Source organism: Mycobacterium sp. NGS66, from assembly GCF_059812225.1.
In genome coordinates, this window is record NZ_JCALCG010000013.1 from 88646 (window position 1) to 110674 (window position 22029).

General features: G+C 66.3%; 18 protein-coding genes, 1 other RNA gene and 1 pseudogene. 13 read left to right on the forward strand and 7 right to left on the reverse strand.

What is annotated here, in order from left to right; all coding sequences use genetic code 11:
* Positions 1–31 precede the first annotated feature (31 nt).
* Entirely contained in the window at positions 32–1171 is a 1140-nt protein-coding gene (locus AC5Y2L_RS21560) for an amidohydrolase family protein (RefSeq protein WP_499931804.1), read from the reverse strand.
* Between the two features lie 79 nt (positions 1172–1250).
* Here AC5Y2L_RS21560 and AC5Y2L_RS21565 point away from each other — a divergent pair, with 79 nt between their 5' ends.
* Entirely contained in the window at positions 1251–1448 is a 198-nt protein-coding gene (locus AC5Y2L_RS21565) for a hypothetical protein (RefSeq protein ID WP_499931801.1), read from the forward strand.
* A 4-nt stretch (positions 1449–1452) separates the two neighbouring features.
* On the opposite strand, the gene AC5Y2L_RS21570 is transcribed toward AC5Y2L_RS21565, so the two are convergent.
* Entirely contained in the window at positions 1453–2976 is a 1524-nt protein-coding gene (locus AC5Y2L_RS21570) for a molybdopterin-dependent oxidoreductase (protein WP_499931799.1), read from the reverse strand.
* Between the two features lie 328 nt (positions 2977–3304).
* Here AC5Y2L_RS21570 and AC5Y2L_RS21575 point away from each other — a divergent pair, with 328 nt between their 5' ends.
* Together AC5Y2L_RS21575 and AC5Y2L_RS21580 are read left to right on the forward strand one after the other, a co-directional pair.
* Positions 3305–3679 (forward strand): hypothetical protein, encoded by a 375-nt coding sequence (locus AC5Y2L_RS21575; RefSeq protein WP_499931797.1) that lies wholly within the window; start codon positions 3305–3307, stop codon positions 3677–3679.
* Positions 3680–3979: 300 nt separating this feature from the next.
* A pseudogene (locus tag AC5Y2L_RS21580) lies at positions 3980–4340 on the forward strand (winged helix-turn-helix domain-containing protein); the annotation flags it as partial.
* Positions 4341–4445: 105 nt separating this feature from the next.
* Here AC5Y2L_RS21580 and AC5Y2L_RS21585 read toward each other — a convergent pair.
* Positions 4446–5384 carry an epimerase gene (locus AC5Y2L_RS21585; RefSeq protein ID WP_499931795.1) on the reverse strand — a complete coding sequence of 313 codons (939 nt, stop codon included), beginning with the start codon at positions 5382–5384 and terminating at the stop codon, positions 4446–4448.
* A gap of 18 nt (positions 5385–5402) precedes the next feature.
* Positions 5403–6113, reverse strand: coding sequence for a 2OG-Fe(II) oxygenase (locus AC5Y2L_RS21590; protein WP_499931792.1), 711 nt, complete (start codon positions 6111–6113; stop codon positions 5403–5405).
* A 123-nt stretch (positions 6114–6236) separates the two neighbouring features.
* Between AC5Y2L_RS21590 and rnpB the strand changes: the two genes are divergently transcribed.
* Positions 6237–6656: RNase P RNA component class A (rnpB, locus tag AC5Y2L_RS21595), an RNA gene on the forward strand.
* 46 nt (positions 6657–6702) lie between these two features.
* Here rnpB and AC5Y2L_RS21600 read toward each other — a convergent pair.
* Positions 6703–7203: an Rv2253 family sensor-like surface protein gene (locus AC5Y2L_RS21600; protein WP_499931788.1), complete on the reverse strand. Its 501-nt coding sequence runs from the start codon at positions 7201–7203 to the stop codon at positions 6703–6705.
* Between the two features lie 172 nt (positions 7204–7375).
* Here AC5Y2L_RS21600 and AC5Y2L_RS21605 point away from each other — a divergent pair, with 172 nt between their 5' ends.
* Positions 7376–7552 carry a hypothetical protein gene (locus tag AC5Y2L_RS21605; protein ID WP_499931785.1) on the forward strand — a complete coding sequence of 59 codons (177 nt, stop codon included), beginning with the start codon at positions 7376–7378 and terminating at the stop codon, positions 7550–7552.
* A 72-nt stretch (positions 7553–7624) separates the two neighbouring features.
* Here AC5Y2L_RS21605 and AC5Y2L_RS21610 read toward each other — a convergent pair whose 3' ends face one another.
* Positions 7625–9100 (reverse strand): CYTH and CHAD domain-containing protein, encoded by a 1476-nt coding sequence (locus AC5Y2L_RS21610; protein WP_499931782.1) that lies wholly within the window; start codon positions 9098–9100, stop codon positions 7625–7627.
* A gap of 170 nt (positions 9101–9270) precedes the next feature.
* Here AC5Y2L_RS21610 and AC5Y2L_RS21615 point away from each other — a divergent pair, with 170 nt between their 5' ends.
* The gene (locus AC5Y2L_RS21615) at positions 9271–10194 is read left to right on the forward strand and encodes an NADP-dependent oxidoreductase (protein WP_499931779.1); all 924 of its coding nucleotides are present in this window, start codon (positions 9271–9273) and stop codon (positions 10192–10194) included.
* 1 nt (position 10195) lies between these two features.
* Here AC5Y2L_RS21615 and panB read toward each other — a convergent pair whose 3' ends face one another.
* Positions 10196–11059, reverse strand: coding sequence for a 3-methyl-2-oxobutanoate hydroxymethyltransferase (gene panB, locus AC5Y2L_RS21620; protein ID WP_499931777.1), 864 nt, complete (start codon positions 11057–11059; stop codon positions 10196–10198).
* Between the two features lie 136 nt (positions 11060–11195).
* Between panB and AC5Y2L_RS21625 the strand changes: the two genes are divergently transcribed.
* The 7 genes from AC5Y2L_RS21625 to AC5Y2L_RS21655 all read left to right on the forward strand — a co-directional run bounded on the left by AC5Y2L_RS21625 (position 11196) and on the right by AC5Y2L_RS21655 (position 21902).
* Positions 11196–12587, forward strand: a complete 1392-nt coding sequence (locus AC5Y2L_RS21625; protein ID WP_499931775.1) for a WS/DGAT/MGAT family O-acyltransferase — start codon at positions 11196–11198, stop codon at positions 12585–12587.
* Between the two features lie 31 nt (positions 12588–12618).
* Positions 12619–14178 carry an alpha/beta hydrolase gene (locus AC5Y2L_RS21630; protein WP_499931773.1) on the forward strand — a complete coding sequence of 520 codons (1560 nt, stop codon included), beginning with the start codon at positions 12619–12621 and terminating at the stop codon, positions 14176–14178.
* Between the two features lie 100 nt (positions 14179–14278).
* The gene (locus tag AC5Y2L_RS21635) at positions 14279–15844 is read left to right on the forward strand and encodes an alpha/beta hydrolase (protein WP_499931770.1); all 1566 of its coding nucleotides are present in this window, start codon (positions 14279–14281) and stop codon (positions 15842–15844) included.
* Between the two features lie 214 nt (positions 15845–16058).
* Complete coding sequence (gene glnA, locus AC5Y2L_RS21640) at positions 16059–17399, forward strand: type I glutamate--ammonia ligase (protein WP_499931767.1); 1341 nt, start codon at positions 16059–16061, stop codon at positions 17397–17399.
* Positions 17400–17416: 17 nt separating this feature from the next.
* A complete protein-coding gene (locus AC5Y2L_RS21645) occupies positions 17417–20398 on the forward strand; it encodes a bifunctional [glutamine synthetase] adenylyltransferase/[glutamine synthetase]-adenylyl-L-tyrosine phosphorylase (RefSeq protein ID WP_499931765.1) in 2982 nt (993 codons plus the stop codon).
* Positions 20395–21048: a PaaI family thioesterase gene (locus tag AC5Y2L_RS21650; protein ID WP_499931762.1), complete on the forward strand. Its 654-nt coding sequence runs from the start codon at positions 20395–20397 to the stop codon at positions 21046–21048. Before AC5Y2L_RS21645 ends, AC5Y2L_RS21650 begins: the two co-directional genes overlap by 4 nt.
* Positions 21045–21902, forward strand: a complete 858-nt coding sequence (locus AC5Y2L_RS21655; RefSeq protein ID WP_499931759.1) for a TIGR03619 family F420-dependent LLM class oxidoreductase — start codon at positions 21045–21047, stop codon at positions 21900–21902. The genes AC5Y2L_RS21650 and AC5Y2L_RS21655 overlap by 4 nt, the downstream gene beginning before the upstream one ends.
* The last annotated feature ends 127 nt before the right edge of the window (positions 21903–22029 follow it).

Consider the following 22029-nt stretch of genomic DNA (forward strand, 5'->3'; position numbering starts at 1 on the left):
ATCAAGCCGCACCAGCGGATATGCCGCCCGGCTATCGGTTGAGCAACGAGTCGACGTTGGTGTGGAAGAGTCCGGGCATTTGTTCTGCCTCGCAACCCATTTGCCGATAGTCAGCCAGCGGCGTCGCGGTTCCCTCGGAGTGTGGATAGTCGCTGCAGAACATGAACACGTCGCCGGTCATCTTGGCCAGCTGCTTGGGGTTCTCGTACGAGAAGGAGGACACCCGGACATGGTCGAGAAAGTACTCACTCGGGCGTCGGGACAGTTTGGCCACCGGCTCGCCGTTGAGCATGGAGGTGAAGGCGGATGCACCGTCCAACATCATGAGAAACTGTGGCACCCACGCGGAGCTGAGCTCGACCACGCCAAAGCGCAGACCTGGATGACGGTCGAAAACTCCGTGCAGGATCAGGTCGGACAACGCCAGTGCGGGCGGCACCCAGAGAAATACCGCTTCGGTGGTAGCCGCCAAGTCACCCCTTTGGTCGTCCGGATACCAGCAATCGTCGAAGACGCGCACCTGATCGGCGACATGGAACACCGGCGTGACGGCGTGGTCGACGAATGCCGACCAGATCCGGTCGTGCTGCGGGTGCGACAGTTCCCGGCCGTCCACCGGGCCGGCGCCGATCATGGCCAGTCTGACTCCGGCGTCGGCCAGCGTATTCAGCTCGGCCTCAAGCCATTCCGGGTCGCGCAACGTCAGATGTGCGACGGGATGCAGCCGTCCAGCTCCGTCGGCTTGCACGGCTGCGCACCATCGGTTCCACGCGGTCATGTTGGCGGTCATCGCCGGTAGCGACGGCGACAGCCGGCGCTCCCAGAGCAGGCCGAAATTTGGGAACACGACCGCCTCGTCGAGTCCGGCTTCGTCCAGCCAGCGAAGCCGCGACGCGGGTTCCCAGTAGGCGGCCGGCAACGCTTCGTCGTACCCGTAGGACGGGGGTTTGCCGGCCCGTTGACGGTTGCGGTGTTCCCCGCAGGACGCGGTGTTGCCGGGAAGGTGGACGTCGGCGAGGGCGAGATGGACGCCGTGCCAGCTGAGCCAGGTGTAGCCGAGTTCGTCGTCGACGAGGCTGAGCGCATCGTCGCGTGCAGCGGGCTCGATGTGATCGGCCCACAGGGTTCGGCTCTCGTAGAGGTGCTGGTCCGAGTCGATGATGGGAGTCACACCGCCAGTTGTCCCACCGGCACTGGGCTGCGTCAAGGTGCCCGTGCGTTGCGCGCTTTCCAGCACATAGCATCCCGGTATGAGAAGGACTTTCGTCGTTACCTTCGCCGTCGGGTTGCTCCTCGCGGTGTTCGGTCTGATCTGGGCGTTGCAGGGCTTTGGAGTGCTTCAAGGGAGCCCGATGAGCAACACCACGACCTGGTCGGTCATCGGTCCGATCACCGCGCTGATAGGCGTCGGAATTGCGGTATTCAGCTGGCGGAAGCTCTCGAGCTAGCGCTTCATCTTTGCACCACGGTGAAATCCACGGTGTGCCAACCGGTGGCGCCGTCTGGGACGCTGCCGACCTGATCGGCGGTTTGGACCGCCCCGGTGTTATCGGTGGCTCGCACGGTGATCGTATGTCTCCCAAGACTTTTCGCTTGCCAGGGGAACCTCCACAACCGCCACGTCTCGTTGGAATAGCTCGCGCCCTGTTCAGCGGGCTGCCATCCGTCGTTGTCGATAGAAACCTCCACGGCTCGCACGCCGCGATTTTGGGCCCACGCGATTCCGCCAAATACCACGGGTCCGATCGGCACCTTCTGACCACCTTTGGGCACATCGATCCGCGACTCGGTTTTGATGGGCGCGCGCGCGGCCCAGCCCTGTCGCGTCCAGTAGGCCTTGGCTTTGTCGAAGCGGGTCAGCTCCATCTCGACCACCCACTTCGTGGCTGACACATATCCGTAGAGCCCCGGTACCACCAGCCGGGCCGGATAACCATGCTCGATCGGTAGCGGCTGACCGTTGAGGCCAACCGCTAGGAGGGCCTCGCGGCAGTCGGTGAGCGCCTGCACCGGGGTGCCGGCGGTGAACCCGTCGATCGACGTCGACAGCACCATGTCGGCGTCGGTGTGCACACCGGCCGCCGCCAGCAAGTCCGCCATCCGGTAGCCCGTCCACATACCGGTCGAAATCAGGTTCCCGCCAACGGGATTCGAGACGCAGGTTAACGTAACCGCTTTTTCGACGACGTCGAACTTGGCGAGGTCGTCGAAGCTGTAGGTGACTTCGTGGTCCACCATGCCGTGGATGCGCAGTCGCCAGTCGCGACGGCTGAGCTGAGGAATAATCAGTGCGGTATCCACCCGGTAAAAGTCGGCGGCCGACGTGATAAAGCTTGGTAGCGCAACGCCGTTCGGTTGCACATCGGCAGGTATCGGCGGCGCCGGCGTGCGGGGCCGGGGGAGCGCGACGCTGTTGCGGTCAGCGGATACGGAATGGACCAAGCGGGTAATGACCGCACCCGCTACGCCACTGACCACTCCGAAGCCGAGCAACCCGAGTATTACCAAGCGGCGCCGGTCGGCCTTCGGCTCGTCTCTCTGGCCGTACCAGTACCGTCGGGTGAACAGGCGCAGGGTCGCGACGCCGCAGACGGCGCCAGCGATGGTGGGGATGGTGTCCAGCGTCGTCGCACCCTGCCGCGACAGCACTGCGATACAACCGAGGACGGCCGCTGCAGCGATCATCGCACTGCCGACCGGACGGCGCAGGGTCTCAAGGGTCCCCGCGATTGCCGCGATTACGGCGATCACGACCAGCACGGCGACGGCCAGGAAAAGCTTGTCCATCGAGCCCAGGGTCTGAATTGCCCACTCTTTGATCGGACCTGGGGTCAGGTCGACGACGGCGGAGCTGATCGCGGTGCGCGCGTCCGCCCGCGCACCGAACGGGATGCCCACCAGTTGGGCTACCCCGAGCGAGACCGACGCGGCGGCAACGCCTGCGATCATTCGCTCATTCGACGGAGGGACAGCCATCGGAGCCACTGTACTCGTTTGGCGACCTCTGAGCGCAAACACCTTGCAGCACAGGGGAAGTTGCGCAATGCGTCGAGGCGATCGCTCAGCTAATCAGCAGGGTAGGCGTTCCGGCTATGTTGAAACTTGATGTGCACGCACCGGCGAAGGCATATCATTTCGGCTGTCCGGTCGCCGAACTACCGGCAGTGGAGTTGCGATGCACGCCTTAATGCGGGGGGCAAGAGCAATAACTGCGGTATGCGTATTTCTGATTGGATCACTAGGCTCGTCAACCACGGCGACCGCCGAACCAGACAACCAAGCCAATAACGACAAACTGTTCGCGTTGCTGTCGGGCGGCTACACGCCGGCCGACTGCCGGGCTAGCAAGCAATACCCCGAGGACCCCTTCCTCGCGCGGCTCGGCTGCGGCCGCAACACTCGGCCGGGCGGACCCAATGCGGCCACTTATTCGCTGTACGGAAATATGGCCGACCTCAATACAACTTTCGATCACTACGGTGCTTCGATCCCATGCCCTGGAACGACCGATCCGGGGCCGGTCGCCTGGCAGGGCGGACTGGTGAAGTGCGGACACGGCTTCTACCCGCAGCAGAGCCTGTCCATGCTGACATGGACCAGGACCGCGGATCTGGTGGTGGTGAACGTGGACGGCCCAGACCTCGCCTCTTTATATGCGTGGTGGCTCAGCGCCCGCTAGCGACCGTCAAACTCGGTCGCGAAACCCCTATTGACGTGGGACTTCTGTGACATCCTGATCGGGTGTCCGCAGGGATGCCCCCTTCGGGGGCGGTGACCTTCCTGTTCACCGATATCGAGGGTTCGACCCGTCGGTGGGAGTCGGACGCGGACGCGATGCGGTCGGCACTGGCCGCGCACAACAAGGTCCTGCACTCGGCGATTGAGGACCACGGTGGATTTGTGTTCAGTCATTCCGGTGATGACGTGGCCGCTGCGTTCGCATCACCACAGTCCGCCGTCGACGCGGCCATCGAGGCCCATTCCGTTGGCTATCGAGCTGGCGGCATCGCGAATGACGTCGATGACCGCCAGCGAAGTACGCGATCGTCTGGATCATCGTTTTCGGCTGCTGGTCGGGTCACGGCGCGGGCTGGAACGCCACCAGACATTGCGCCACGCGGTGTCGTGGTCTTATGACCTGCTCGAGAGCGCGGAAAAGGTGCTGTTGCATCGGTGTTCGGTATTCGCCGGTGGCTTCGACCTCGAAAGCGCTTGTGCCCGTAGAAGGATTCGACCACGACGACGAATACGCCATCCTGGATCGGCTCGATGCGTTGGTGCGTAAATCGCTGCTGGTGGCCGACCGGTCGGCGGGGCGCACACGGTTCTCGATGCTGGAGATTGACCAGATCGACCGGGCGCGAGCCGAACTGGACGCCGGATGAGAGCGGTGGTACTGCGGGCAACCGGCAGCGGTCGAGGAGCTTGAGTTGCGGCCACTTCGGCTAACTCAACAGATCGGCTAGTGCGTCGTCGAGCGTCGGAAATTCGAACTCAAACCCGGTGCCCGGCAATACTTTCGAGGTCGCATGGCGTCCGGTCAGCCCGAGCGCGGGATCGGTACGCAACACCACCGCTCCGAGCTTCACCAGCGCCGCCGGGGTGGGCGGTGCCGCCGGTCGGTGCAGTTGCCGCCGCATGGTGGCCATCAGGTCGCGGTTGCGCACCGGATGATCGGCGGCGGCGACGAGCACCCCGGGCGGAATGGTCACGCCGGGCGTCAGGCCCAGGCACGCGCGCACGATTGCCAGCCAGTCCGACAAGTGAATCCAAGAAAACCATTGGCGCCCGTTACCGACTCGTCCGCCCAAGCCGTACTTGGTGAGGCCGACCAGACGCGCCAGCGCGGGGGAGTCGCGGTCGAGCACCACCGCCGTTCGCAGGATCACGCCATGCTGTGTGTTGGCTCCGTCGAAGGACCGTTCCCAGGGTTCGGCCACCCCGGTCATCTGCGGTAGCCCGGTCGGCAGCGGTGTGGCTTCGTCGCAGCGGGTTTCGCCGGCGTCCGACCAGATTGCGGTGGTGCTGGCCTGAACCCAGTGTGCGAGTGGATGTTCGAGTTGCCGGCTGGCCTCGACGAGCGCTCTGGTGGCCAGCACCCGGCTGTCCCTGAGCTCAGCAATGTTGCGGCTGGTGGGCCGGCAGTCCACCAGCTTGCCGGCCAAGTTGACGACGGCGGTGTTGGGTGCGTCCAGTTCGCTGGCCCAGTCGCCGAGAGTGCGCCCGTCCCATGGCAGTTGGCGCACGTCCAATGCCGGATTGACACGGCGGGTCAGCACGACCACGTCGTGGCCGCGGCCTCCGAGGTCGGCTGCGATGCGCCGGCCCAACGATCCGCTGCCGCCGGCCAGCACGACCTTCAAGCGTTCCGGGGGAGTGTTCACGCCCCGCGACGATAGTCGTCAGGCGGCGTCGTGGAAAATCAGCCCCATGGCATAGCGCTCTCCGGAGCGGACCGTCGAAAGGCCGTGCCGCACCGGCGCCGCCGACCAGCCCCGCTTGGACTGCAGTGGCCGCTCCCGGGTGGTGAACACGAACCCGTGCCCCTGCGGCAATTGCATTGCGGTACCCCGAGATTGGGCCCGGGGCCGTTGCTCCACGAGTAGGAACTCGCCGCCGGTGTAGTCGCGGGTGGGATCGCTGAGGTTGATCACCACCTGCAGCGGGAACACCAGATCGCCGTAAAGGTCCCGGTGCAGGGCATTCCAGTCGTCGGTGCCGTACTTCAGCATCAGGGCAGTCGACCTGGTTTGGCCGGCGGCATGGCATTTCGCCAGCCACTCGTCCAGCGTGTCCGGCCAGGGCGGGTCGCGGCGCAGCTTGGCCCACCAGTCGCGCGCTATCGGCAGCAGTCGCGGATACAGGGCCTGCTTGAGGCGCTCGATCGGCTCAGGGTGGGGCGCCTGAAAGTAGCGGTACTGTCCGGCGCCGTACCGCTTGGGCGCCATGTCGATGGTCGAGCGGAACAAGCTGTCGTCGGTGTAGAGCTTGCGCAGCCGCGTCGCTTCGCTGGTGGTGATCAGCTTGGGCAGCAGGGCGCCGCCGTATTCGTTGACCGCTGCGGTGATGGCGTCCCAATCGCCGGAGTCGACGCGCTTTTCCCACTGGCCCATCAATACTCCAGTCCTGTCTGTGGCTGTTCTACCAGGAGGGCCAAATCCGGTGAAAACCGACGGGCCGTTCTTTCTCGGCTAGTGGCCGCCGTACGCCGCAGCGAGTACCCTGTCCGTCGCGGACGAGTTGGCTGGGCGGCCGCGGCTCGCACCGGTTCGAGAGATCCGGCGTCGGGTCGAGGAAAGTCCGGACTTCACAGAGCAGGGTGATTGCTAACGGCAATCCGAGGTGACTCGCGGGAAAGTGCCACAGAAAACAGACCGCCACCCCCGCGGTGGTAAGGGTGAAACGGTGCGGTAAGAGCGCACCAGCATTCCGGGTGACCGGGATGGCTAGGCAAACCCCACCCGAAGCAAGGTCAAGAAGGTTGCGCCGGAAGGTGTAGCCGCGCAGGCGTTCGAGGGTTGCTCGCCCGATGCCTGCGGGTAGACCGCTCGAGGCACCCGGCAACGGTGTGTCCAGATGGATGGTCGCCGCCTTGCCGCCGTTGCTTACGCCGTGGCGGTGAGGAACAGAATCCGGCTTACAGGCCAACTCGTCCCAGCAAACTTCCTGAGCTGCACGCCGGGTGCGAAGGCGCACGGGCGGTCACACGCGCTCGGCCGTCATGTTGATGTCAAGGGTGCCCTGGCACGCACCGCTCAGGATTTCGGTGTGCATGGTGCCCGCAAGTGACCCGTTGGGTTGGGGCGTGTAGCGGGTCGTGCCTCGGGCCGGGCTCCATTCGATAGAGGTGTCGGGCATCATGCAGTCCCATTGGAAATCGCTGGTTTGCGTCCATGACGACCCGTCCCAGGTGAATTGAACCGGTTGTGGAACCGTCGGGTTTCTCGGCGGAGGGCCGCCAACGATCGTCGCGATGCACTTCCCGCTCGCACAGCTCGAATGGAATGTGTAGACATCGGTGTACTGCACTTCCGGCTGAGAGGCCGCCACGCTCGTCCCATCCTTCGGGCCGACAATGAACGTGATCGCGTATTGGCCGTTCCAGGACGCAGCATCGGCCGAGGCAATTGGGGCAAGCACTAGCGCCAGCGCCAGCGACGCGACGCATAAACCGGCCAGATTGCCCGCCCTGTCTGAGGCCATCAGTTCCTCCTGGGTCCGTATCCCCTTTCTTCATACTGTTATGCCTTTGCATCGCCCACAATGCCGGAACCCGCTTTCTCCGAGCGCACGCGGGCGCATCAATTAACGACTGCTAACGGCGAACTCTGGTGGTGGTCGCATCGTGTTATTGGCAGCGAGAAGGAGCGCAACGATGAAATACGCAATGATTGTCGCGCTGATGGTGGCACCGCTGGCGCCCGCGCCGGGTGACCAGTGTCCGCTGGGCGCACCGCCCGTCACGGACGGACAGGGCAAGGTGATGGTGTGCGCGCACCACCACGAGTTGAATCACACGAACATTTGGGAGTATCCCTCTGACCGCAACTGATTCCACGGCGAGCAGACGCAAAGTCCCCCATTCCGGGCGCAGAAAGGGGGATTTTGCGTCTGCTCGGCAGCCTTAACGCACCGCCTTGTGGAGCTTGCGTAACGCGTCGTCGAGTTGTTGACGGCAACTCTCTGCCAAATCGCTTTCCTGTTGATAGAGCACGCCGTAGGTGAACGTGTCCTCGCCCGCGGTATGCGCAACCATGGCCTGGTGGCTCAGGTGCTCGCGGCTCACCACACTGTCCTGGTGATCGCCGAGCAGCGCCTGGATGGCCTTGGCCCGTTCGGACACCTGCTCCGCCCCGGTTGCCGCCGCGGTATAGCGAAGTCGCTTGGCACGCTTGCGGATTCGGTGCAGCGCCTCGTCGCGCTCGTGGGGGGTCAGTTGGGCCGCGGCCGCTTTGGCAGCTTTGCGGACTCGTTTGTACGCCGCGTCGATGGTCACCGGCTCCGCTTCGGCGTCTGACTGGCTGGCCGGGATCTCGTCGACCATCGCGTCGAGGGCGTCCAGCAGCCGGAAATATCGCGGTGAGCGCATCGCGATCAGCGACCGACGCAGACCGGTCTGATACCGCCGTCGTGCTCCCTCGACCAGACGCTGCCGGATGGGTCCGCGCACCAATTCGGGCGCGAGCTGGTCCAGTTGACGCTGGTAGCGCTCGGCGAGCACCTCGGCGTCGCGCGCCACGCCCAAAATGCCCGCCAGCTCGCGCAGTTCGTCGAGTATCCACGCGCCCTCGGTCAACCCGAACGAATCGTGGGCATCCCGCAGCAGGCTGCGGATTTTGCGGGTGGTCACCCGCATTTGGTGAACGGCGTCGTCGACGTCGGCGCGCACGGCGCGATCCCAGACCAGCAGCTCGTCGACCTGCTCGGCCATCGCGCGGTGCACCGGGTCGGCGGGCGGCCGGCTGCCGTTGCGCTCCAACGTGGCGGCCAGCACCCGCGCCAGCTTGGAGCCGTGACCGGCCGGCGCGGCTCCGGCATCAAGCAGTCGATTGCTCAGCCGGTTCAACAATTCGCTGTCGGCGGCGCCGTTGACGAGCTCCACTTCCCACTCGCGCCACTCTTGTTGAGCCGGGCCGTTATCGGCTGCGTCGCTGATGGTCCACGCTGTCACGTGGTCGTTGCTGAACTCCGCGAGTGCCTCGCCGTCCGCGTTGTACAGCACTTGGCTTTCGCGCTGGGTGGTGATCCGCGCGACCGGCTCCACCGGACGGTCGCGAACGATCGCCAACACGACGTCGAGCAGCTCGTCGGGCACACCGTTGCCGGCGGTCAGCGGGGCGTGGATCTCGGTGCGCGCGTCCGGCCCGGCCGGCAGCTTCAGATGCCAGCCGGCATCGGAGCCACCGGTGCGGCGCCGCAGCGTGATCTTGTGGCGTGCCAAGTCCTGTGTCGGGGTATCGAAGTAGATCGCATCCAACGACTTGACCGGCGACTTCTCGACTCGAGCCACCGCGGCGATGCCCTCGAACGACGGCGACACCGTCGACTCGACGACGTTGAACTTGCGTTCCACCTCCAGATGGCGCGCATTTCCAGGCATCGTTGGCTCCGTGGTCGAGGATGAAGCATCCACAGCGTGCCATATCAAAGCGACGGAGTCCCGAAGACCGTTGCTACTTGTTCCGTCCACGCGTGATGTGCACAGCGCATATGGTTTTGCGGTCGCGGTGACCGCTCGAGCCGGCTACCCGCTGAAGATGGGATTTGCGATTGAAGGCAATTCGTTTGCATGCCCGGGGAGGTCCCGAGCAGCTCAGGTATGAAGACGCGGCGCTGCCGGAGCCGACGGCTGGGGAAGTGCGGGTGCGGGTCCAGGCTGCCGGCATCACGCCGACCGAGCTCACCTGGGCGGAGACCTATCAGGACCGCAGCGGGAACTCGCGGCTGCCGAGCATTCCGGCCCACGAGTTATGCGGAGTGGTCGACTCGGTGGGCACTGGAGTGGACGACATCGTGGTGGGCGATCGCGTCTACGGGCTGATCGACTTTCCCCGCGATGGTTGTGCCGCCGAATTCGTCGTAGTCCCGGCGGCTGACCTGGCGCCCGCACCGAAAACCCTCGATCCGGTCGAAGTGGCCGCGGTGCCGCTGTCCGGGCTGACGGCCTGGCAGGCGTTGTTCCGGCACGGTCAACTGCAAGCAGGTCAGCGGGTGCTGATCCACGGCGCCGCCGGCGGCGTGGGATCTTTGGCGGTGCAGCTCGCCCGGTGGAAGGGGGCGCACGTCATCGTGACGGCGTCGCAGCGGCACGAGAGCTTCCTGCGCGAGCTGGGTGTGGATCAGTTCGTCGACTATACCGCCGAGCCGTTCGAAGCGGTGGTCCGCGACGTCGATTTGGTGTTGGACACCGTCGGAGGGGAGACACTGAGCCGATCCTGGACGGTGCTGACAGCCGCCGGCAGGCTGATCTCGATCGTCGAGGAACCGGGCCCGCCACCCGCGGGCCAGCGGCCCGGCATGTTCTTCATCGTGCAGCCCAGCCGCTCGGAGTTGCGCGAGCTGACCGGGCTGATCGACGCGGGTGCACTGCGCCCGTTCGTGCAATCGGTCTTCCCACTGGCTCAGACGCGCGCCGCGTTCGATCAGGGCCTAGCCGGGCACCTGCGCGGCAAGATCGTGCTGCAGGTCGAGTGAATCAGAAGCAGTGCTCTTCGGCGGGGAACACTCCGCTGGCCACCTCTTCTGCGTATTGCGTTGCGGCGCGGCGCAATTCACCGGCGATGTCGGCATACCGCTTGACGAAGCGGGCGGCCTTGCCGCTGCTGAGCCCGGCCATGTCCTGCCACACCAGAACCTGGCCGTCGCAGTTGGGGCCGGCTCCGATCCCGATGGTAGGAATGGTGAGCTTGCCGGTGATCTGAGTGGCCAGCTCGGCCGGCACCATCTCCATGACGACGGAGAACGCACCGGCTTCGGCGACCGCGATGGCGTCGGCGATGGTCTGCTCCGCGGCATCGCCACGGCCCTGCACCCGGAATCCACCGAGCGTGTTGACGCTTTGCGGCGTGAAGCCGATGTGCGCCATCACCGGGATGCCGGCGGCGGTCAGAAACGCGATTTGCTCGGCTACCCGCTCACCGCCTTCGAGCTTGACCGCGTGCGCGCCGCCCTCCTTCATGAAGCGTGTCGCGGCCGCCAGCGCTGCGGCCGGTCCGCCCTCGTAGCTGCCGAACGGCAGATCGGCGACCACCAGCGCGTGCTTGGCGCCTCGCACCACGCCGCGGACCAGCGGGATGAGCTCGTCGATGGAAACCGGCACGGTGGTGTCGTAGCCGTACACGACGTTGGCCGCGGAGTCACCGACCAGCAGTACCGGGATGCCGGCCTCGTCGAAGACCCGGGCGGTCGAGTAGTCGTAGGCCGTCAGCATGCCCCACTTGTGCCCTTCGGCCTTCCATTTCTGCAGGTGGTGGGTGCGGATCTTGGTTCGCGGCGCCGGTGGCGCTGAATCGGGCGCAGTGGACGGGTTAGCCCCATAGACGTGTTGCTCAGTAGACATCTTTGTCCCCAGTGATGTAGTCCGGTCGATCCTCGTGGCCCTAGCGTGGGTCCCCGGGTTCGTCTGACCACCACAGTCTGCCATCTCACAGCCGCCCCTGTCACCGCCGGGCCGCTGTGACACATACCATCGTCGGATGCAGCGGCTCAGCGGACTCGACGCCAGCTTCTTGTACCTGGAGACCGACTCGCAGCCCTTGCATGTTTGCTCGGTGATGGAGCTCGACACGTCGACCATGCCGGGTGGCTATACGTTTGACCGGCTGCGCGAGGCGTTGTCGCTGCGGATCAAAGCGATGCCGCAGTTCCGGGAAAAGCTTGCCGACAGTCCGTTGAACTTGGACCACCCGGTCTGGGTGGATGACGAGAATTTCGAGATCGACCGCCACTTGCACCGCATCGGTTTGCCGGCACCCGGCGGCAGAGCAGAGATATCGGAGATTTGTGGGCACATCGCCTCCTTGCCGCTGGATCGCCGGCGACCGCTGTGGGAGATGTGGGTCATCGAAGGCGTGGCGGGGACGGATTGCCATCAGAAGGGCCGCCTCGGGGTGATGACCAAGGTGCACCACGCCGGGGTGGACGGGGTGACCGGCGCCAACCTGATGGCTGCGCTGTGCACCACCGAAGCCGATGCGCCCGCGCCTGACCCGGTACAGGGCGTCGGCGGCGGCAGCGGTTGGCAGATCGCCGCGGGCGGACTGCTCCGATTCGCCACTCGCCCATTGCAGCTGGCCAACGTGATGCCGCAAACGGTGTCCTCGGTGGTGACGACGATAAAGCGAGCGCTGGACGGCCAGACGATGGCGCGTCCCTTCGCCGCACCGCCGACGATGTTCAACGCCAGCATCACCGGCCGACGCAACGTCGCGTATGCCCAACTGGACCTCGACGACGTGAAGAAGGTGAAGAACCACTTCGGTGTCAAGGTCAACGACGTGGTGATGGCCTTGGTGTCCGGCGTGCTGCGGCACTATCTGGCCGATCGCAACGCCTTGCCGGCCACGTCGCTGGTGGCCACGGTGCCGGTCTCGGTGCACGGCAAATCGGATCGCGCTGGGCGCAACCAGGTTTCGGGAATGTTCTGCAGCCTGGAAACCCACATCGCCGACCCGGCACAGCGGCTGAAAGCCATCGCCCAAGCGAATTCGGTTGCCAAAGAACATAATTCGGACATCGGCGCCACGCTGTTGCAGGATTGGACGCAATTCGCCGCGCCAGCCGTGTTCGGGATCGCGATGCGGCTCTTCGCCAGGACACGCCTTACCGAGAGCCTGCCGGTGCACAACCTGGTGGTTTCCAACGTGCCGGGACCCCAAGACCCGCTGTACCTGCTGGGTTGCGAGGTCAAGGCGATGTACCCGCTGGGGCCCATCTTCCACGGTGCCGGTCTCAACGTGACGGTGATGTCGCTGAACGGGACGCTGGATGTGGGCCTGATTTCGTGCCCGGAACTGCTGCCGGACTTGTGGGAGATGGCCGACGACTTCGCCGTCGCGATGGAAGAACTGCTGGCAGCTAGCCGGTAACCGGCGTCTTGCGTGTCCTCTGGCAGCATATGTGGGCATGTGCCTGTCTCGCCGCGGAAAAATCGCGCGCACGCTGTTGCTCTGGGCGGCGATCGCTGCCGTGGCGATGCTGCTCGGAGGCTGCCTCCGCGTCGTTGACGGGCGCCCGGTAATGGCCGGCCCCAGGCTTGGTCAGCCGATTGCGTGGTCGGCTTGTCGGACCACGGGTCCGGGGAAGCTGCCCGCGGGGGCGGTGTGCGGCAAGCTCGCCGTGCCGGTCGACTACGACCACCTCAACGGCGATGCCGCGGTCCTCGGGCTGGTTCGCTTTCCCGCGACGGGAAACAAGATCGGTTCGCTGGTCATCAATCCCGGCGGCCCGGGGGAGTCCGGCGTCCAGGCCGCACTCGGCATCGTCCAGACGTTGCCGCCCAAGGTGCGCGAACGGTTCGACCTCATCGGGTTCGACCCGCGTGGAGTGGGCTTGTCGCGGCCGGCGATCTGGTGCAACTCCGATGCTGACAACGACCGGTTGCGGACCGAGCCCCAGGTCGACTACAGCCCGGCCGGCGTGCAGCACAGCGAGGACGAAACCAAGGAGTTTGTCGCCCGTTGCATCACCAAGATGGGGCTGAACTTCCTGCGCAATGTCGGGACCGTCAACGTCGCTCGGGACCTGGACGCCATCCGGGCGGCGCTGGGCGACGCCAAGCTGACCTACCTGGGCTACTCGTACGGCACGCGGATCGGCTCTGCCTACGCCGAGGCCTACCCGCAGAACGTGCGGGCGATGATCCTCGACGGCGCCGTCGACCCGAATGCCGACCCCATCGAGGCAGACCTGCGTCAGGCCAAGGGATTCCAGGACGCCTTCAACGACTACGCCGCGGATTGCGCGAAAAAGCCGACTTGTCCGCTGGGCACCGACCCGGCCAAGGCCGTCGACGTCTACCACAGCCTGGTCGACCCGCTGGTCGACCCGAACAATTTGATGGTCGGCAGGCCGGCAAAAACCGAGGACCCGCGTGGGCTCAGCTACAGCGACGCGATCATCGGCACCATCATGGCGCTGTACTCGCCGACGCTGTGGCACCACCTGACCGACGGCCTGACCGAGTTGCGAGACGGACACGGCGACACCCTGCTGGCGCTGGCCGACATGTACATGCGCCGTGACGCCAAGGGCCACTACAGCAACGCCACCGACGCGCGGGTGGCGATCAATTGCGTCGACCAGCCGCCGATTACCGACCGGGCCAAGGTCATCGATGAAGACCGCCGCTCCCGAGAGCTCGCGCCGTTCATGAGTTACGGGCAGTTCACCGGACACGCCCCGCTGGGCACCTGCGCGTTCTGGCCGGTACCGCCCACCAGCAAGCCGCATACCGTCTCGGCGCCCGGACTGGCTCCGACCGTGGTGGTCTCCACCACGCACGACCCGGCCACGCCCTACCAGGCCGGGGTGGACCTGGCCAACCAGCTACACGGCTCGCTGCTCACCTACGACGGCACTCAGCACACGGTGGTCTTCCAGGGCGAGAACTGCGTCGACAACTACATCACGGCATACCTCATCGACGGCGCCACGCCACCGGCCGGCGCCAAGTGCTGAGAGTGCAAGTGCTGAGAGTGGTTGTGCCGTTATGTCATTGCGAGCGCTGTGATCAAGGCGTGACCATTTCGCGTCGCGGCGGGAATCCGTGGCTGCAACGATGACAGCCATGTCGCGCCGCAGACCGTTGAGCTCGGCGCTTCTTTCATTGTTCGCCGGGGCGATGCTGGTCGCTGGCCAGCCGCTAGCCGCTGCCACGCCCGAGCCGGGACCCGGTGCGGGCCAAACGCAAAGCCCGCAGCCGCCGACCGTAACGCAGCCGAACTGGGGCAGTTGCAGCGAGTTCCTCGGCGACACCCACGACATCCCCACCGCAAAATGTGCGACGGTGTCGGTTCCCGTCGACTACGCCAATCCCGGTGGCGCCCAAGCGAAGTTGGCCGTGATCCGGATTCCGGCAACCGGCCAGCGCATCGGGTCGTTGCTGGTCAATCCCGGCGGCCCAGGGGCGTCCGCCGTCGACATGGCCGCGGGCCTGGCACCGGACTTGGACGGCACCGAACTACGAAGCCACTTCGACCTGGTGGGCTTCGACCCGCGCGGGGTGGGCCATTCCACGCCGGCGCTGCGCTGCCGCACCGACGCCGAGTTCGACGCCTTCCGGCGGGATCCGATGGTCGACTACAGCCCGGCCGGAGTCGCGCACATCGAGCAGGTCTACCAGCAGCTGGCCAAAGAGTGCGCCGACAAGATGGGCACCGCCTTCCTGGCCAACATCGGCACCGCGTCCGCCGCGCGCGACATGGACATGGTGCGTCAGGCGCTGGGCGATGAGCAGATCAACTATCTGGGCTTCAGCTACGGCACCGAGCTGGGCACCGCCTACCTCGAGCGGTTTGCCGACCATGTCCGGGCCATGGTGCTCGACGGTGCCATCGACCCGACGGTGGGCCCGATCGAGGAAAATATCAAGCAAATGGCGGGATTCCAGACCGCGTTCAACGACTACGCCGCCGACTGTGCCCGTTCGCCGGCCTGCCCGCTGGGCACCGACCCGGCCCAGTGGGTCAACCGCTATCACGCCCTGGTCGACCCGCTGGTCGCCAAGCCCGGCCCGACTTCGGATCCGCGCGGCCTGTCCTACGCCGACGCGACCACCGGCACCATCAACGCGCTCTACACGCCGACGCACTGGAAGTACTTGACCAGCGGTCTGCTCGGGCTGCAGCGTCATACCGACGCCGGCGACCTGCTCATGCTGGCCGACGACTACGACGGCCGCGACAAGCACGGGCACTACAGCAACGACCAGGACGCGTTCAACGCGATCCGGTGCGTGGACGCGCCGTCGCCGACGGACCCGGACAGCTGGGTGGCCGCCGACCAGCAGATCCGCCAGGCCGCGCCGTTTCTCAGCTATGGCCCGTTCACCGGTCACGCGCCGCGCGACCTATGCGGGTTGTGGCCGGTGCCGGCGACGACGGCGCCGCATGCCGCGCCCCGGGTCCCGTTCGGCAAGGTGGTGGTGGTGTCGACAACACACGACCCGGCCACGCCGTACCAGGCCGGGGTGAACCTGGCCAACCAACTGGGCGCCCCGCTGATCACCTACGACGGGACCCAGCACACCGCGGTGCTGAACGGCAACCCATGCGTCGACGGCGCGGTGACGCGCTACTTCGTCGACCTGACGGTGCCGCCGCCGACATTGCACTGCCAGCCGTGAGCCGGCGGTTTTGAGTGTGAGCTAACGGTTTTGAGTGTGAGCGCAGGATTTTCGACGTGAGCGCAGGGCGGATTCTGGCGATTTTCCCCGCCCCGGATACACAGCCGACGCCCTGAGTTCACCGTCAACGCCGTCAGTTCACGCGCGACGCGCGCAATGCGCCTGACCGGGGACCGGTAACACACTGTTAACAGAAGGTGCCTACTGTTCGGGTATGGATCGACAGAAGGAATTCGTCCTCCGCACGCTCGAGGAGCGAGACATCCGCTTCGTGCGGCTGTGGTTCACCGACGTGCTCGGCTACCTCAAGTCGGTCGCGATCGCGCCGGCCGAACTGGAAGGCGCGTTCGAAGAAGGCATCGGCTTCGACGGCTCCTCGATCGAGGGCTTCGCCCGAGTATCCGAATCCGACACCGTAGCCCACCCGGATCCGTCCAGCTTCCAGGTGCTGCCCTGGACCACGAGCGCCGGCCATCACCACTCAGCGCGGATGTTCTGCGACATCACCATGCCCGACGGCTCGCCGTCTTGGGCGGACCCGCGGCACGTGCTGCGCCGTCAGCTCGCCAAAGCCAACGACCTGGGCTTCTCCTGCTACGTACACCCGGAAATCGAGTTCTTCCTGCTAGAGCCCGGCCCGGACGACGGTTCGTCGCCCGTTCCGATCGACAACGCCGGCTACTTCGACCAAGCGGTGCACGAATCCGCCTCGACATTCCGTCGGCACGCGATCGAGGCGCTGGAGTTCATGGGCATCTCAGTGGAGTTCAGCCACCACGAAGGCGCGCCCGGCCAGCAGGAAATCGACCTGCGGTTCGCCGACGCCTTGTCGATGGCCGACAACGTGATGACCTTCCGCTACGTCATCAAAGAGGTCGCGCTGGAAGAAGGCGTACGGGCGACGTTCATGCCCAAGCCGTTCGGCCAGCACCCCGGCTCGGCCATGCACACGCACATGAGCCTGTTCGAGGGCGACGTCAACGCCTTCCACAGCGACGACGACCCGCTGCAGCTGTCGGATGTCGGCAAGTCGTTCATCGCCGGAATCCTCGAACACGCCTCTGAAATCAGCGCGGTGACAAATCAGTGGGTCAATTCCTACAAGCGGCTGGTGGTCGGCGGTGAGGCGCCCACCGCCGCGTCGTGGGGGGCGGCCAACCGGTCGGCGCTGGTGCGGGTGCCGATGTACACGCCGCACAAGACTTCGTCGCGGCGGGTCGAGGTGCGCAGCCCGGACTCGGCGTGCAACCCCTACCTGGCGTTCGCCGTGCTGCTGGCTGCCGGACTGCGTGGGGTGGAGAAGGGCTACGTGCTGGGACCGCAGGCCGAGGACAACGTCTGGGACCTCACGCCGGAGGAACGCCGCGCGATGGGCTACCGCGAGCTGCCGTCCAGCCTGGACAGCGCGCTGCGGTCGATGGAGGCCTCCGAGCTGGTCGCGGAAGCGTTGGGGGAGCACGTGTTTGACTTCTTCCTGCGCAACAAGCGCCGGGAGTGGGCGAACTACCGCAGCCACGTCACCCCTTATGAGCTGAGGACTTACCTGTCGCTGTAGTGCGCTACCGTCGTTCCATGACCAAGCCCGCGACGGAGCGACCCAGGCTGCCCAGTGCCGGGCGACTCGGACTGGTCGACCCCCGCGCCGGCGAGCGTCTGGCCCAGCTGGGCTGGTATGAGCATGACGACCAAGCGCACGTCGAGCGGCTCTGGTCGCTGTCGCGCGCCCCGGACGCCGACGCGGCCCTGCGAACCCTGATCCGGCTCTTCGAAAACCCGGACACCGACTGGGACGAGCTCAACGCGGCCCTGCTCACCGACCGAAGTCTGCGCGGTCGGTTGTTCGCCGTGCTGGGCTCGTCGCTGGCGCTGGGGGATCACCTGGTGGCCCATCCGCAGTCCTGGAAACTGCTGCGCGGCAAGGGCATATTGCCCACCCCCGAGCAGCTGGCCCAGGCGTTCAACGAGTGTGTCGACGAGGCACTGGCCGCGCCGAATTCCGTAGTGCCTCGGTTGAGCGCGTTGTATCGGGACCAGCTGCTGGTGTTGGCCGCGCTGGACCTGGCCGCCACGGTCGAGGACGAACCTGTGTTGCCGTTCACGCTGGTGGCCGCGCAGCTGTCGGACACCGCTGATGCGGCACTGTCGGCGGCGCTGCGAGTTGCCGAGGCGACCATGTGCGGTGACGGCACGCCGCCGCGGCTCGCCGTCATGGCCATGGGCAAATGCGGTGCGCGCGAACTGAATTACGTCAGCGACGTCGACGTCATCTTCGTCGCCGAGCGCGCCGACGCGCTCACGGCCCGGGTCGCCAGCGAAATGATGCGGGTGGCGTCGGCCGCGTTCTTCGAGGTGGACGCCGGGCTGCGACCGGAAGGGCGCAGCGGTGAGCTGGTCCGCACGGTCGAGTCGCACGTCGCGTACTACAAGCGCTGGGCGAAGACCTGGGAGTTTCAGGCGCTGTTGAAGGCCCGGGCGGCGGTCGGCGACGCCGAATTGGGCCGGCGCTACCTGGACGCGTTGATGCCGATGGTGTGGGTGGCGTGCGAGCGCGAAGATTTCGTGGTCGAGGTGCAAGCCATGCGCCGGCGGGTCGAGCAGCTGGTGCCCGCCGACGTCCGGGGCCGCGAGCTCAAGCTGGGCACCGGCGGGCTGCGCGACGTGGAGTTCGCCGTGCAGCTGCTGCAACTGGTGCACGGGCGCAGCGACGAGTCGCTGCACGTCGCGTCCACGGTCGACGCGCTGCAGGCGTTGAGTGAGGGCGGCTACATCGGACGCGAGGACGCGGCCAACCTGACCGCGTCCTATGAATTCCTGAGGCTGCTCGAGCATCGGCTGCAGCTGCAGCGCCTCAAACGCACCCACCTATTGCCCGAATTCGACGACGACGAAGCGGTGCGCTGGCTGGCGCGGGCCGCCCACATCCGGCCCGACGGCCGCCACGACGCGGCGGGGGTGCTGCGCGAGGAGCTCAAGAACCAGAACGTGCGGGTGTCCCGCCTGCACGCCAAGCTCTTCTACCAGCCGCTGCTGGAGTCGATCGGGCCGGCGGGCCTGGTGATCGCCGGCGGCGGGATGACGCCAGAGGCCGCGGAGCGCCAGCTCGCCGCGCTGGGCTACGAAGGCCCCAAGACCGCGCTCAAGCACATGTCTGCGCTGGTCAACCAGAGCGGACGGCGCGGACGGGTGCAGTCGGTCCTCCTCCCCAGGCTGCTGGACTGGATGTCGTACGCCCCCGACCCCGATGCCGGCCTGCTGGCCTACCGGCGGCTCAGTGAAGCGCTGGCAACCCAGACCTGGTATCTGTCGACGCTGCGCGACAAGCCCGCGGTCGCCAAAAGGCTGATGCATGTGCTGGGAACCTCGGCGTATCTGCCGGACCTGCTGATGCGTGCGCCCGAGGTCATCCAGCAGTACGGCGACGGGCCGGCCGGGCCGAAGCTGCTGGAAGCCGACCCGGCGGCGGTGGCGCGCGGGCTGATCACGTCGGCGGCCCGACACAGCGACCCGGTGCGGGCGATCGCCGCCGCTCGCTCCCTGCGCCGCCGTGAGTTGGCCCGCATCGGGTCCGCCGATTTGCTCGGCCTGCTGCAGGTCACCGAGGTGTGCGAGGCGCTCACGTCGGTATGGGTGGCGGTGCTGCAGGCCGCGCTGGACGCGATCATTCGCACCAACCTGCCCGAGGACGGCAACGCTCCGGCGGTGATCGCGGTGATCGGCATGGGCCGGCTCGGTGGCGCCGAACTGGGCTATGGGTCCGACGCCGACGTGATGTTCGTCTGCGAGCCGACACCAGGCGTCGACGACGCGGTGGCGATCCGGTGGTCGACGACGATCGCCGAGCAGGTTCGGGCGCTGCTCGGAACCCCCAGCGTCGACCCGCCCTTAGAGCTCGACGCCAACCTACGGCCCGAGGGCCGCAGCGGCCCACTGGTGCGCACCCTGGCCTCCTACGAGGCCTACTACGCGCAGTGGGCGCAGCCATGGGAGATCCAGGCGTTGCTGCGCGCTCATTCGGTTGCCGGTGATGCCGATCTGGGTCAGCGTTTCCTGCTGATGGCCGACAAGACGCGCTATCCGCCCGACGGCGTGTCCGCCGAGGCGGTGCGGGAGATTCGCCGGATGAAGGCGCGTGTGGAGTCCGAGCGACTGCCGCGTGGCGCGGATCCCAACACGCACACCAAGTTGGGCCGCGGGGGACTGGCCGACATCGAATGGACCGTGCAGTTGTTGCAGCTGCGGCACGCCCACGAGATTCCGGCGCTGCACAACACCTCGACGCTGCAATCGCTGAACGTGATCGCCGAGGCCGGGCTGGTCCCGGCCGAGGACGTGGACCTGCTACGACAGGCGTGGCTGACCGCTACCCGGGCCCGCAATGCGCTGGTGCTGGTCCGCGGGAAGCCCACCGATCAGCTGCCCGGACCGGGCCGTCAGCTCAACGCGGTCGCTGTCGCCGCGGGCTGGCCCAACGACGACGGAGGCGAGTTCTTGGACAACTATCTGCGGGTCACTCGGCGGGCAAAAGCCGTGGTGCGCAAGGTTTTCGGCAGTTGAGTCAGGACGCCGGCGCGCTTGACGCCCTGTTCGAGGTGTTGACCGCCGCAGAGGCCGAGCGGGTGACGGCACTCTATGCTCCCTTGGCCGACGCAGTCCGTGAACTCATCGACGCCACCATCCGCACCGAGGCCGACGATGACGTCGTCGCGCAGGCGCTGGTCGCGCTAGAGGCGGTCACCCAGTCACTGCGCCGACGCACCCGCCCGGTCGGGGTGAGTTACCGCGTGGACGATCGCCCACTGCCACTGGGTAACGCCGTCGTCGGCGTGTGCAACCCGATCGCCCCGCCGATCGTCGTCAATCATCTGGGCGGCGGACGCTGCTGGAGCGAGTTCGTACTCGGGACGGCATACGCGGGTCCACCCAAGCTGGTGCACGGCGGCGTCAGCGCCCTGGTGCTGGACCACATGCTGGGCGAGGCGGCCAGCGAAGGCTTGTCCAAGCCGCGGTTCACCGGAACCATCACGGTCAAGTACCTGCGTGGCACGCCGCTCGGGCCGCTGCGCTCTGACGCCTGGATCGAGCGCAGGGAAGGCGTGAAAGTATTTGCCCGCGGCTCTATTTCGGATGCTGCCGGGGTCACCGTCGAGGCCGAAGGAGTCTTCATCGAGCCGGCCTGGGCACGGGACGGGCAACGCGGGCAATGAAGTTCTACGTCAGCAGCGCCTTTCTGAACACCCGCGAGATCATCGAAATCGCCAGGGCCGCAGACGAACTCGGATACGACGGCATCGGCATCCCCGACCATGTAGTGAACCTAGAGACGCTGCAGACCCCGTATCCGTATACCAAAGACGGGCAACGGCGCTGGCAGCCCTTCACTGACTGGCCGGATCCCTGGGTGCTGGTCGGCGCGCTGGCCCAAGTCACCGAGCGGCTGCGATTCGTCACCACGGTTTACATCCCAGCGATGCGCAATCCCTATTCGGCGGCGAAAGCCATTGGCACCGCGGCAGTTTTGGCGTCCGGGCGGGTGGAGCTGGGCATCGGGGTGGGCTGGTGCCGCGAAGAATTCGCCTTGATGGGTGAGCAGTTCGCGGCGCGCGGGAAACGCACGGATGAAATTCTCGAATTGATGCGGACGCTGTGGGAACCGGGCTGGACGCAGTTCGACGGCGAGTTCTTTCAGGCTCCGCGGTTAGAGATGCAGCCGACGCCGCCGCCGATCCCGGTGTACGTCGGTGGGCTCAGTGAGGTCGCACTGCGCCGCGCCGCCCGCAACGACGGCTGGATCGGCGACCTGATCAAGACCGACCGCGCCATCGAAGCGGTTGGTCGGCTACGCGAACTGCGGGCCGAAAATGGTTTGTCCATGGACGATTTCACGGTGCTGACGCCTCTGACCGACGCGTTCACCCCGGCCGACTACCAGCGTGCCGCAGATGCCGGTATCACCGGCATCATCACCATGCCGTGGATGTTCTACGCCGGGCCGGGCTCTTCCTTGGCCGACAAGATCGACGGCATGCGACGGTTCCGCAAGGATCTCGCGTTGGACTAGCGCGAGCCGTAGCGCGAGCAGACGCAAAATCCCCATTCTCGTGCCCGTTTTGGGTAATTTTGCGTCTGCTCGCGGAGCCAGCCGTGGTGCGGGGAATCCTGGGCCGCCGGCCCGGTTGATCTCGCGG